A 12,307-nucleotide genomic window follows, 5' to 3' on the forward strand; every position below is an offset into this window, starting at 1 on the left:
CGAGGTACAGCAAGGCACACCGAAGGCGCCCCCGAGCCGCACCACGGGGCGCCGAGGTGTGCACATCCCCGCGTCACCCATAACGGTCGAAGGGACATCGACTATGTACGGAACAACGCACACGCGCGCCAAGGCGGCGGGGGCGGTGGCCGCACTCTCCGGCCTCGTGTTCGCCGCGCTCCCCGCCCAGGCCGCCCATGCGGCCACCGCCCCCGTCAACACCGGCTTCGAGTCGGGCGCGTCCGGCTGGTCGACGTACTCCGCCGGCGGGCAGAACGCCGCCTCCTTCACCGAGACGGGCGGCCACGGCGGCAGCACCCGGCTCAGCCACTGGTCGGCCTCGGCGTACAAGGTCGAGACCTACCAGTACCTGAGCGGCCTCACCGACGGCACGTACACGCTCAGCGCCTGGGTCCGCTCCGGCGGAGGCCAGAACTCCGCCTACATCGCCCTGCGCAACTGCGGGTCCGCCGAGCAGCGCACCGACCTGCCGCCGACCGCGAACGGCGCCTGGGTCCGGCTCGTGACGTCCGTCAAGGTGAGCGGCGGCTCCTGCACCATCAGCCTCAACTCCGACGCACACGCTGGGGAGTGGGCGAACTTCGACGACATCACCTTCACGCCCGGAAGCACCGGGCTGAGCGTCAGGGGTGGTGACCTCTCCACGCTCGCGAAGAACGAGGCGTACGGCGCGAAGTACCGCAACGCGAGCGGAACGGCCGGGGACGCCTTGAGTATCCTCAAGAGCTCCGGGATGAACTACGTACGCCTCAAGGTGTGGGTGAACCCGGCCGACGGCTACAACGACAAGGCCCACGTCCTCGCCATGGCCAAGCGCGCCAAGGCCCTCGGCATGAAGACCCTCGTCGACTTCCACTACTCCGACGCCTGGGCCGACCCGGGCAAGCAGAACAAGCCGGCCGCCTGGGCCGGCCACAACTACGGCCAACTGCGCACCGACGTCTACAACCACACCTACGACGTGCTGAACGCCCTGAAGGCGCAGGGGACCACGGCCGACATGGTGCAGATCGGCAACGAGACCAACGCCGGGATGCTGTGGCCCGAAGGCTCCACCGACAACTGGTCTCAGCTGGCCGGCCTCCTGACCTCGGGAGCGAACGCCGCCAAGGCGGTCTCCTCCGGTACGAAGGTCGCGCTGCACCTCGCCAAGGGCGGCGACAACGCGGGCACCCGCTGGTGGTTCGACAACGCCGTGGCGTACAAGGTGCCGTTCGACGTCATCGCCCTCTCCTACTACGGCTACTGGCACGGCTCGCTGTCCGAGCTCCAGACCAACCTCGACGACGCCGCCTCCCGCTACGGGAAGCCGGTGCTGGTCGCCGAGACCGCCTACGCCCACACGCTCGCCGACGCCGACGGCCTGGAGAACAACGTGGCCACCGCCGACCAGCTGGTCACCGGCTACCCGGCGACCCCGGCCGGCCAGGCGGCGAACCTCCGGGACGTCATGAACGTCGTCGAAGCCGTCCCGAACGGCCGGGGGCTCGGTGCCGTGTACTGGGAGCCCGCCTGGACCGCCGTGAAGGGCAGCGGCTGGGACCCCGCCGACCCGTCCTCGGGCAACGCGTGGGAGAACCAGGCGGTGTTCGACTACAACGGCAGGCTGCTCCCGGCGGCAGCCTGGTTCTCGCACAGGTAGGCCGCCCCGCCGGTCCGGACCACCCGCGGGCGGTCCGGACCGGCGACAGCCTCGCACGCCCGCTGCCCTTCCTCGCGGCTCACGCGGCGGCTCGAACCATGGCTCGTGCCAGGTCGGTGCTTGCCGAAAGTGTGTCGAGCGGGAGCGGCTGCGTGGCGAGGACGCCCTCGTGCAGGACGAGCAGCCGGGTGGCGAGGGCGGCAGGGCCCGAACAGCCCGCCGCGGTGGCGAGTTCCTCGAACAGGTGCAGCAGCCAGAGCTTCTGGTCCGCGGCGATGCGGTGCGCGGGATGCGAGGGGTCCGGGAGTTCGGCCAGGGCGTTGATGAACGCGCATCCGCGGGTGCTGGTTCCGCTCCAGGTCCGCAGTGCGTCGAAGGGGGCGGTGACGGCCTCGACGGGGCTGTCGCAGGCGTCGACGGCAGCGCGGACGAGTGACCGCCAGCGCTGGTCACGTCCCGCGAGGTAGACCGCCACGAGGTGGTCCTTCGAACCGAACTGGTTGTACAGGGTCCGCTTGGTCACCCCTGAGTGCTCAGCGATCAGATCCACGCCGACCGCTGTGATTCCGCGGTCGTAGAACAGCTCCTCGGCAGCCGCCACGATGCGCCGGCCGGCCGGCGTCAGGGGCCGTGCTTCCTGCATGGGCCGCCTCTTCACTGATCGGTGTACCGTGGAAGGTGTTCACCGATCAGTGTACCCGCGAGGAGGTTGAGCGATGGGCATGCCCGAGACCATGCGCGCAGTGCGGATCGCAGCGCACGGAGGGCCGGAGGTCCTCGAACCGGCGGAGGTGGCCGTGCCTGCCCCGCAGACGGGTGAGGTGCTGGTCCAGGTCGGCGCGGTGGCACTGAACAACACCGACCTGTGGACCCGCGAGGGTGCCTACGGCCGCCCCGGAGACCCGAAGGCGCTGTCGGGCTGGCGAGGCCCGATCGACTTCCCGCGGATCCAGGGTGCCGATGTGGCCGGCCGGGTCGTGGCGGTCGGGGCCGACGTGGACGAGGGCCTCGTCGGTCGCCGGGTGGTCGTCGACCCGGCGATCTACGACACCGAAGGGCCGGACGCGAACCCGGTGGGCCTGATGGGGAGCGAACGCGACGGCGGCTACGCCGAGTACGTGACCGCGCCGGTGGCGCAGGTGCATGACGTGACGGAGTCCCCGCTCACGGACGATCAGCTCGCGACGCTGCCGACCGCCTACGGCACGGCGCTGGGCATGATCGAACGGGGCCGGCTGACGAAGGGGGAGACCGTCCTGGTCTCGGGAGCGTCCGGCGGTGTCGGCATCGCGTTGATCCAGATCGCCCGTGCACGCGGCGCGAGGGTGCTCGCCATCAGCAGCGGATCCAAGATCGATGCGGTGCGCGAGGCGGGCGCACACGAAGTCCTCGACCGCGCACGAGACGTCGCCGAGCAGATTCGCGCCGTCGCCCCGGAGGGCTTCGACGTCGCCCTCGACGTCGTCGCCGGGGACCTGGTGGGTGAAGGGCTGCCGCTGCTGCGCGAAGGCGGCCGGTGGGTCGTCGCCGGCGCGCTCGGCGGGTACGACGTGAGCTTCGACGTGCGCCGTCTCTACCTGCACAACGCCCAGGTGATCGGCTCCGCGATGCACACGCCCACGCACTTCGGCCTCCTCATGGACCTGGCTCGTCGCGCCGAGATCCAGCCCGTCGTCGCCGCGAGGTTCCCTCTGGACCAGGCTGGCCGGGCGCAGGAGGAACTCGCCCGCAGGGGGCACGTGGGAAAGATCGTCATGCACCCCTAGGAACGGCGGAGAGGCCGGGGCGGCCGGGGCACCCACGGTGGACGAGCCGGCGAGCGGGGACATGCGCGTGGAGAACGCCGGAAGGGCGGGACGCGTGATGCGTCCCGCCCTTCCCGGCCGTCGTACGCGCCTACTTCACCGGGGTGAAGTCGCGGGCTCCGATGAACTCGGGCCGGCGGATCGGAGCCGCGAAGGGCTCCTGGGCGGTGTTGTCCACGCTGTTGAAGACGATGAAGACGTTGCTGCGGGCGTAGGGGGTGATGTTGTCGCCCGAGCCGTGCATCGCGTTGCAGTCGAACCAGGTGGCCGAGCCGGCCTTGCCGGTGAAGAGCCTGATGCCGTGGCGGTCGGCCATCTTCGTCAGCACCTCGTCGGACGGGATGCCGGCGTCCTGCATCTGCAGGGACTTCTTGTAGTTGTCCTTCGGTGTCTCGCCCGCGCAGCCGACGAACGACTTGTGCGAGCCGGGCATGATCATCAGCCCGCCGTTGGTGTCGAAGTTCTCGGTCAGCGCGATCGAGACGGACACCGTGCGCATGTTCGGCAGGCCGTCCTCGGCGTGCCAGGTCTCGAAGTCCGAGTGCCAGTAGAAGCCCGAGGCCCCGAAGCCGGGCTTGACGTTGATCCTGGACTGGTGGACGTACACGTCGGAGCCGAGGATCTGACGGGCCCGGCCCACCACACGTTCGTCGCGGACCAGGTTCGCGAAGAGCTCGCTGAGCTTGTGGACCTCGAAGACGGACCGCACGCTCTGCGACTTCGGCTCGATGATCGAACGCTCGTCGGCACGGACCTGCGGGTCGGCGACCAGCCGGTCGAGCTCGGCCCGGTGGACGGCCGCCTCGTCGGGGGTGATGAGCTGGTCGACGGCGAGGAAGCCGTCGTGCTCGAAGGACTGGAGGTCCTTCGCGGTGACCGGCCCGGGCGCGCCCGGCGCGGACCAGATGACCGGGTCCTGGCGGGGAGTGGTCATCTCGGCGGCGCCGCGCGTGGGGTAGAGGTCGGTTCGTACGGTGCGTACATCGGTGGTCATGGTTCAGCCCTCCTCTGTCAGCAGCGGATAGACACCGTTCTCGTCGTGGTCCTCCCGTCCGGTGACGGGGGGATTGAAGACGCAGACGCAGCGGAAGTCGGTCTTGGGCCGCAGCGTGTGGTGCTCGTGCCCGTCCAGCAGGTACATCGTGCCCGGCGAGATCCAGTGCTTCTCGCCGGTCTCGTCGTTGGTGAGTTCGGCCTCGCCCTCGGTGCACAGCACGGCCTCGATGTGGTTCGCGTACCACATCGACGTCTCCGTGCCCGCGTAGAGGACGGTCTCGTGGAGCGAGAAGCCCACCTTCTCCTTGGCGAGCACGATGCGCTTGCTCTCCCAGGTGCCGGAAGCCGACTTGACGTGCCGGTCGGTGTTCTCGATGTCACTGAACGATCGGACGATCACGGTGTGATGGTGCCTTTCTCTTCTGTGCTTCTCAGGTGCTGCCTGCTGCGGGGCGTACCCGTTCAGGCGGTCTCGCGGACGGAACGGGCCAGCGTGCGCAGGCCCTCGTCCAGCTCGTCGGGGGTGATGGTCAGCGGCGGGAGCAGCTTGACGACCTCGCTCTGCGGACCGGAGGTCTCCAGCAGCAGGCCCAGCTCGAAGGCGCGCTTGCAGACGGCGGACGCACGCTCCGGGTCGGTGAACTCCAGACCCCAGACCAGGCCACGGCCACGGAACTGCGCGGTCTCCTCCTCGCCGCAGATCGCCAGCAGGGTCTGCTCGACCTGCTCGCCGCGGGCCAGGGTCTGCTTCTCCATCTGGCCGTCGGCCCAGTAGGCGTCGAGCGTGGCGGCGGCGGTGACGAAGGCCGGGTTGTTGCCGCGGAAGGTGCCGTTGTGCTCGCCCGGCTCCCAGATGTCCAGCTCGCCCTTGAACAGGCACAGGGACATCGGAAGGCCGTAGCCGCTGATGGACTTCGACAGCGTGACGATGTCCGGGACGATGCCGGCCTCCTCGAAGGAGAAGAAGCCGCCGGTCCGGCCGCAGCCCATCTGGATGTCGTCGACGATCAGGAGCATGTCCTGGCGGTGGCACAGCTCCTGCAGCGCCCGCAGCCACTCGGCGCGGGCCACGTTGATGCCGCCCTCACCCTGCACGGTCTCCACGATCACCGCGGCGGGCTTGTTCAGGCCGGAGCCCTGGTCCTCCAGGAGGCGCTCGAACCACAGGAAGTCGGGAACCTGGCCGTCGAAGTAGTTGTCGAACGGCATCGGGGTGCCGTGCACCAGCGGGATGCCGGCACCGGCCCGCTTGAAGGCGTTGCCGGTCACGGCGAGCGAGCCCAGCGACATGCCGTGGAAGGCGTTGGTGAACGAGACGACGGACTCGCGGCCCTTGACCTTACGGGCGAGCTTCAGCGCCGACTCGACGGCATTCGTACCCGTCGGGCCGGGGAACATCACCTTGTACGGCAGGTCACGCGGGCGCAGGATCACGTTCTCGAACGTCTCGAGGAACGCCCGCTTGGCCGTCGTGGCCATGTCCAGGCCGTGGGTGATGCCGTCACGCTCGATGTAGTCGATCAGCGCGCGTTTCAGCACCGGGTTGTTGTGCCCGTAGTTGAGCGAACCGGCACCCGCGAAGAAGTCCAGGTACGAGTGCCCGTCCTCGTCCGTGAGCCGGGCACCCTGCGCCCGGTCGAAGACGGCGGGCCAGCTGCGGCAGTAGCTGCGTACTTCCGATTCCAGGCTCTCGAAGACACTCAGGGCGGGCGGGGTGATGGTCACAGCTGATCTCCTGGTCGAGGGGGGTGTGACGGACGGCGGTGCAGCGTGCTTCCACGGCCGGGAAGCGAGGTCTCGGTGAGGCGGTCCCCGCGTGGTCGCGGCGGGCCGGCCGGATGTGCCGGGTGGTGCGCGGAGGTGTGCCGCGGTGCGTTCAGGAGTGGAACGGACCGATGCGGAACAGCACCTCCGGCAGGTGCGTGTCCTCGGGGAACAGATCCCCGGAGAAGAGCACTTCACGCTCCAGGGCCACGTCGTGGCGCTGCGCGAAGGAGGTGAACAGCCGCTCGGACGCGGTGTTGTCCGGGGTGATGGTCGTCTCGACCGCATCGAGCCCCTGGTCGGCGGCGACCCGGGCGGCCAGCGCGTCCAGCAGTGTGGCGGCCAGTCCCTTCCCGCGGTGGCTCTCGTCGACCGCCACCTGCCAGACGACGAGCGTCTGGGGGCGGTCCGGGCGTACGTATCCCGTCACGAAGGCGATCGGCTCGCCGTTCTCGTCGCGGGCGACCACGGAGGTCGCCGCGAAGTCACGGCACCACAACAGGTAGCTGTACGAGGAGTTGAGGTCCAGGACCTGGGAGTCGCGGGCTATGCGCCAGATCGCGGCTCCGTCCTCCACTCGTGGTGTGTCGATTCTGAGGAATTCGTTTCGGGCACTTGCAAAGTCTGCTGGCGCGGCGGTCATGTGAATTGAATTTACCCAGCAAATTTCAAAATTGCATCGCCGCAGGGGGTTGGGCGAGAAGCGTCGTTGTGTTATCACGCGGGCGCGTGCCTGAGCGTGAATCGGCACCTTATTGTCGTGTTTGGGCGGAATTTATCCGGCAAAACGTGTTCGATGTGGAGTCGGTCACACGCCCGTAACTCTCTCGGCATCCGATCGAATCGCGTGGATCGCACCCCGGCCGGACCGCTGGAATCTGAGGTGTTTACGTATCGTGAAAGCGGGCAAAAGAATGCGGGGAGCTGCTCCGGTCGAAGCAGTTCCCCGCACTTGTTAATTCACGTGGGATTATCGAATTCAGTGGTCCGCAAAGGTTTCCGCGACGGCCTTGCGGGCAGCATCCGGATCGACCTCCCGGCCGGCGCCGGCCAGCGCCGCCCCCAGGGCCTCGAGCGAGGACCGCACCACACCGGCCGTCGCGTCGGGGCCGTAGTGGTTGACCCGGATCATCTCCTTCGCCAGGGCTCCGCCGCCGGCGATCAGGGGCAGCCCGGGCTCGGCGTCGAGTGCCGCGGCCACCAGCGAGGTGGCATCGGTGCCCGCGGGGACGCGCAGCGTCGTGGCGACGGGGGCCGCGTTCCGCGCGTCGTGGACGTACGGCTCCAGGCCGCCGCCGAGTGCCACGGCGCCGGCCCTGACCGCCGCTGCCGCCGACGCGTGACGCCCCATCACCACATCCGGCCCCGCTGCCTCGATCCGCTCCAGGCACGCCTCCAGGGCCAGCATCTCCAGCTGCGCGGGGGCGTGCGGCAGCGCCCTGCGGCCACCGTCGATCCAGCGGGCCTTCCAGTCGAGCAGCGAGAGGTACGAGTGACGCGGAGCCTTCGGGTTGGCGGCCATCCGCTCCCACGCCCGCCCGCTGACGGACACGGCCGAGACACCGGCGGGTCCGCCCATCGCCTTCTGGGCTCCGATCACGCACAGATCGACGCCCCAGGCGTCCGGCAGCAGCGGCTCGGCGCCCACCGACGCGACGGCGTCGAGCATGAACAGGGCGCCGTGGTCCCGGACCACCTCGCCGATCTCCGCGACCGGATTGGTGTTGCCGGTGGCGGCCTCGGCGTGCACCAGCGACACGAAGTCGATCTCCGGGTGCTCCGCCAGCGCCCGACCGACCTGTTCGGCGGTCACCGCCGAGTGGAAGGGCACCTCCAGGTCGACGACCTCGGCGCCGCAGTCCCGCAGCCAGTTGCCGAACGTCTGGCCGTAGGGTCCGGTGACCACGTTCAGCGCGGTCGAACCGGGCCCGGCACCGCCCCGGATGCATCCCTCGAGCGGCAGCAACGCCTCGCCCTGCATGATGACGACGTCCTGCTCGGTGGCGAGGAGGGCGGCCACCCGGCGCTCGATCTCCGCGAAGCGGGCGGCGGTGAGCGGGGGGAGGTCGAGGAGGGGGTGGGTCACGGCGGTGCTCTCTTCGGGTCGGTCGGTCCGCGGTCGGTTCCTGTGTCGAGGGTAAGCGTGTCCCGCCGGGGCTCACGGGCCAGCCCGTGCCCGGCGCCCCCGGGGGGCCGCGCCGGAGCGCCTCGTACAGTGCTGTCATGAGTGATCACGAGACGGCGCGGGTGCTGCGGGTCGAGGGGCGGGTGCTCGCCGGCCCGGACGACGTCAGGGACGGGCTCTGGGCCGTCGGCGGGCGGATCACCTACGACCGGCCGCCCGGCGCGGACGACGCCGTGACGCTCACCGGCTGGGCCCTGCCCGGCCTCGTCGACGCCCACTGCCATGTCGGCCTCGACCGTCACGGGCCCGTCGACGCGGCGACCAGCGAGAAGCAGGCACTCGGTGACCGGGACGCCGGCACGCTGCTCATCCGGGACGCCGGATCCCCCTCCGACACCCGGTGGATCGACGACCGTCAGGACCTGCCGAAGATCATCAGGGCCGGCCGTCACATCGCCAGGACCCGCCGCTACATCCGTAACTACGCCCATGAGATCGAGCCCGGCGACCTGGTCGCGTACGTCGCGCAGGAGGCGCGGCGCGGCGACGGCTGGGTGAAGCTGGTGGGTGACTGGATCGACCGGGACGCCGGGGACCTGACCGCGTGCTGGCCCCGCGGCGAGGTCGAGGCGGCCATTGCCGAGGCCCACCGGCTGGGCGCCCGGGTCACCGCCCACTGCTTCGCCGAGGCCGCCCTGCGCGACCTGGTGGAGGCCGGCATCGACTGCATCGAGCACGCGACGGGGCTGACCGAGGACACCGTTCCGCTCTTCGCGGAGCGCGGTGTCGCCATCGTCCCGACCCTGGTCAACATCGCCACCTTCCCCGAGCTCGCGGCGGGTGGTGAGGCCAAGTTCCCCCGCTGGTCCGCCCACCTGCGGCGGCTCCACGCGCGCCGCTACGACACCGTGCGGGCCGCGTACGACGCGGGCATCCCCGTCTTCGTCGGTACGGACGCGGGCGGCTCGCTGGCCCACGGCCTGGTGGCGGCCGAGGTCGCCGAACTGGTGAAGGCCGGCATCCCGCCCCTCGAGGCGCTCTCCGCGACCACCTGGGGCGCACGGCAGTGGCTGGGCCGGCCGGGGCTGGAGGAGGGGGCTCCGGCGGACCTGGTGGTGTACGACGAGGATCCGCGGGCGGACGTGCGGGTACTGGCGGCGCCCCGGAGGGTGGTGCTCGACGGGCGGGTCGTCGGCTGACCGCCCGCCGGGCGCCGTGCTGACCGGCAGCGACGTCGGGCGACTCCCGCCGGCACGGGCGACGGCATCGGCGGCGTGAAGCCCCGGACCCGGCCCGGACCCGGCCCGGACCCGGCCCCGGCCCGCACCCGCCGGTCCGGGCCTCCGGCACCGGCGACCTCGGCGAGACCGGTGCCGGCTCCTCGACCCCGTACATCGCGGGTGGGGCGGTCCTCGTGCCCGGCCGCCGGTGACGCGGCCACGATCGTCGCCCGCCGGCGCGCCCGGAACCGATCACGCCGAGGGGGCGGGCCGAGACCGGCGGGGGAGCGGTGCTCACACGCATGAGCACCGCTCCCCACCGGGACCGTCAGCCCGCCGCCCGCCGGGGCAACCCCTGCAGCGCCAGGTCCAGCGCCTGCAGGAACCTGTTGGTCGTCACCCGGTCGCGTACGGCCAGCCGGAGCCACTCGCGGCCCAGCCCCGGAAACGTGTCGCCGCGCCGTGCCGCGAACCCCCGTGACCGCAGCAGTTCCCGTACCTCGTCCGCCCGGTCCAGCCCGACCAGCACGAACGAACCCGCGGCCGGCTCCACCACCCGAACCTCGCTGAACTCCGCGAGCCCGGCCAGCAGATGCGCGCGGTCCACCGCGATCCGGTCCGCCGCCTCGGCCGCCTCGACCAGTGCGCGGGGTTCCATGCAGGCCTCGGCCGCGGCCAGCGCGGGGGAGGACACCGGCCACAGCGGCTGTGCCTCCTGCAGCAGGGCGACGGTCGCGGGCTCGGCCAGTACGTAGCCGATCCGCAGGCCCGCCAGCCCCCAGGTCTTGGTCAGGCTCCGCAGCACGACGAGCCCCGGGATGTCCTGCCGCCCGCACAGGGCCTCCCGCTCGCCCGGGACGGCGTCCATGAACGCCTCGTCGACCACCAGGGTCCGCCCGGGCCGCGCCAGTTGCTCCAGCACGCCCGCGGGATGGAGCACGGACGTCGGGTTGGTCGGATTCCCGACCACCACCAGGTCCGCGTCCTCCGGAACCGCCGCCGGATCCAGCCGGAAACCGTCCCCCGGACGCAGGAGCACCCGCCCGACCTCGTGCCCGGCCGCGCGCAACGCCGCCTCGGGCTCGGTGAACTGCGGGTGCACGACGACAGGCCGTCTCGTCGGCAGCGCCCGCGCGATCAGCACGAAGGCCTCGGCCGCGCCCGCAGTGAGCAGGACCCGCTCCTCGGGCAGCCCGTGCCGTGCGGCGACCGCCGCCCGCGCCGGCCGCCCGTCCGGGTAGGCGGCGAGCGAGCCCAGCGACGCGGCTATTCGCTCCCGCAGCCAGTCCGGAGGCGTTCCGGTCCGAACGTTCACGGCGAGGTCGGTCAGATCCAGGCCGCGTACTTCCGCGTCGCCGTGGTGCCGCAGATCGGGCCCGGCGCTCTCGATGTGCTTAGTGGGGGGCAGCATGGCAGCCATGGTGGACGGCTCGGCGCCATTCGTCGACGGCGGGGTGCCGGTCCATGGATACCGGCGGGCCACCGCGCAGGTCGCCGAAGCCGACTTCCTCTTGGGGACGAGGAGTTCGTGCGCACCGGCCAGCGCGGCGGCCTCCGCGACCGACGGCGTCCCCACGGCGGCGTGCGGTGTCCCCGAAGGGTTCGGTACGCGTACGGCGGCCAGCGCGGCGGCCGTGCACGGGCGCACGGGAACGCCGAGCCGTGCCGCCGTCTCCACGATCCCCGGCTCGTCCGCCTTGGTGTCGAGCGTGGCCAGCTCCACCACGTCCGCCGCCGTGAGACCACCCGCGCGCAGCGCCTCCTCGACCAGCTCGAACACCTCATCGGCCGGAACCCCCGGGCGGGCACCGACGCCGACGACGAGAACGGCACGGGTCATGGGCGGAGCCTTCCGGACGAACACGTGAGGGGAACAGAGGGACAGGGCGACAGGGAAGCGGGGGAACAGGGGAACGGCGGCCACGGGTGAACAGGGCCGGCGTCCGCCGCGCACGCGGGTGAGGGTGGCCTGAGGTGCGGGCACCGGGGTCAATCGGCTAGCAAGGGCCCATGGCGGTAATCGTCGCGCTCGGCGCGTTCCTGATGACTCTGGCGGGCGGCTGGGTCGCGCAACGCGTCAGCGACCGCCGCCACCTCGTGCTCGGCCTGGCCGGAGGGCTGATGCTCGGCGTCGTCGGCCTGGACTTGCTGCCCGAGGCGATGGAGGCGGCGGGCGGGCAGGTCTTCGGGGTACCCGCCGCCCTGCTGCTCTTCGTGGGCGGCTTCCTGGTGGCCCATCTCGTCGAGCGTTCGCTGGCCGTACGCCAGGCGGCACACGGCGCGAGCGAGGAGCGGGTGCCGCAGGTCGGACTGACCGCGGCGGCCGCGATGGTGGGCCACAGCCTGATGGACGGCGTCGCGCTCGGCGCCGCCTTCCAGGTCGGCGGCGGAATGGGTGCCGCGGTGGCGCTCGCCGTCATCACCCACGACTTCGCCGACGGGTTCAACACGTACACGCTCACCAGCCTGTACGGGAACGCCCGCCGCAAGGCGCTCCTCATGCTGTACGCGGACGCGCTCGCGCCGATCCTGGGCGCGGCGACCACCTTGCTGTTCACCCTTCCGGAGGAACTGCTCGGCTGCTATCTCGGCTTCTTCGGCGGGGCGCTGCTCTACCTCGCCGCGGCCGAGATCCTGCCCGAGGCGCACCACGAGCACCCGGCCCGCTCCACACTGCTGTGCACGGTCGCGGGAGTGGGCTTCATCTGGCTGGTGGTGGGCATCGCGGAATGAG

At 71.3% G+C, this 12,307-nt stretch carries 11 protein-coding genes and 1 pseudogene; 5 read left to right on the top strand and 7 right to left on the bottom strand.

Going from position 1 to position 12,307, the window contains the following annotated elements:
* Positions 1 to 103: 103 nt before the first annotated feature.
* Positions 104 to 1,663 carry an arabinogalactan endo-1,4-beta-galactosidase gene (locus QFZ58_RS27955; RefSeq protein ID WP_307127665.1) on the top strand — a complete coding sequence of 520 codons (1,560 nt, stop codon included), beginning with the start codon at positions 104 to 106 and terminating at the stop codon, positions 1,661 to 1,663.
* Positions 1,664 to 1,742: 79 nt separating this feature from the next.
* On the opposite strand, the gene QFZ58_RS27960 is transcribed toward QFZ58_RS27955, so the two are convergent.
* Positions 1,743 to 2,306, bottom strand: coding sequence for a TetR/AcrR family transcriptional regulator (locus tag QFZ58_RS27960; protein WP_307127666.1), 564 nt, complete (start codon positions 2,304 to 2,306; stop codon positions 1,743 to 1,745).
* A gap of 73 nt (positions 2,307 to 2,379) precedes the next feature.
* On the opposite strand from QFZ58_RS27960, the gene QFZ58_RS27965 reads away from it, so the two are divergent.
* Positions 2,380 to 3,429 carry a zinc-binding dehydrogenase gene (locus QFZ58_RS27965; RefSeq protein ID WP_307127667.1) on the top strand — a complete coding sequence of 350 codons (1,050 nt, stop codon included), beginning with the start codon at positions 2,380 to 2,382 and terminating at the stop codon, positions 3,427 to 3,429.
* 130 nt (positions 3,430 to 3,559) lie between these two features.
* Here the strand turns inward: QFZ58_RS27965 and thpD are convergent, their stop codons facing one another.
* The 5 genes from thpD to QFZ58_RS27990 all read right to left on the bottom strand — a co-directional run bounded on the left by thpD (position 3,560) and on the right by QFZ58_RS27990 (position 8,314).
* Complete coding sequence (gene thpD / locus QFZ58_RS27970) at positions 3,560 to 4,462, bottom strand: ectoine hydroxylase (RefSeq protein ID WP_307127668.1); 903 nt, start codon at positions 4,460 to 4,462, stop codon at positions 3,560 to 3,562.
* A 3-nt stretch (positions 4,463 to 4,465) separates the two neighbouring features.
* A complete protein-coding gene (locus tag QFZ58_RS27975) occupies positions 4,466 to 4,864 on the bottom strand; it encodes an ectoine synthase (protein ID WP_307127669.1) in 399 nt (132 codons plus the stop codon).
* Between the two features lie 62 nt (positions 4,865 to 4,926).
* Positions 4,927 to 6,189 (bottom strand): diaminobutyrate--2-oxoglutarate transaminase, encoded by a 1,263-nt coding sequence (ectB, locus tag QFZ58_RS27980; protein WP_307127670.1) that lies wholly within the window; start codon positions 6,187 to 6,189, stop codon positions 4,927 to 4,929.
* A gap of 151 nt (positions 6,190 to 6,340) precedes the next feature.
* On the bottom strand, positions 6,341 to 6,871 hold the full coding sequence (gene ectA, locus QFZ58_RS27985; protein WP_307127671.1) for a diaminobutyrate acetyltransferase: 531 nt from the start codon (positions 6,869 to 6,871) through the stop codon (positions 6,341 to 6,343).
* A gap of 336 nt (positions 6,872 to 7,207) precedes the next feature.
* The gene (locus QFZ58_RS27990; protein ID WP_307127672.1) at positions 7,208 to 8,314 is read right to left on the bottom strand and encodes an alanine--glyoxylate aminotransferase family protein; all 1,107 of its coding nucleotides are present in this window, start codon (positions 8,312 to 8,314) and stop codon (positions 7,208 to 7,210) included.
* Positions 8,315 to 8,451: 137 nt separating this feature from the next.
* Between QFZ58_RS27990 and QFZ58_RS27995 the strand changes: the two genes are divergently transcribed.
* Both QFZ58_RS27995 and QFZ58_RS28000 read left to right on the top strand, forming a co-directional pair.
* On the top strand, positions 8,452 to 9,552 hold the full coding sequence (locus QFZ58_RS27995) for an amidohydrolase family protein (protein WP_307127673.1): 1,101 nt from the start codon (positions 8,452 to 8,454) through the stop codon (positions 9,550 to 9,552).
* A 182-nt stretch (positions 9,553 to 9,734) separates the two neighbouring features.
* A pseudogene (locus QFZ58_RS28000) lies at positions 9,735 to 9,785 on the top strand (hypothetical protein); the annotation flags it as partial.
* A 116-nt stretch (positions 9,786 to 9,901) separates the two neighbouring features.
* Here QFZ58_RS28000 and cobC read toward each other — a convergent pair.
* A complete protein-coding gene (gene cobC / locus QFZ58_RS28005) occupies positions 9,902 to 11,413 on the bottom strand; it encodes an Rv2231c family pyridoxal phosphate-dependent protein CobC (RefSeq protein ID WP_307127674.1) in 1,512 nt (503 codons plus the stop codon).
* Positions 11,414 to 11,583: 170 nt separating this feature from the next.
* Between cobC and QFZ58_RS28010 the strand changes: the two genes are divergently transcribed.
* Positions 11,584 to 12,306 (top strand): ZIP family metal transporter, encoded by a 723-nt coding sequence (locus tag QFZ58_RS28010; RefSeq protein ID WP_307127675.1) that lies wholly within the window; start codon positions 11,584 to 11,586, stop codon positions 12,304 to 12,306.
* Position 12,307 lies beyond the last annotated feature (1 nt).

This window comes from Streptomyces sp. B1I3 (assembly GCF_030816615.1).
Taxonomy (GTDB): Bacteria; Actinomycetota; Actinomycetes; order Streptomycetales; family Streptomycetaceae; genus Streptomyces.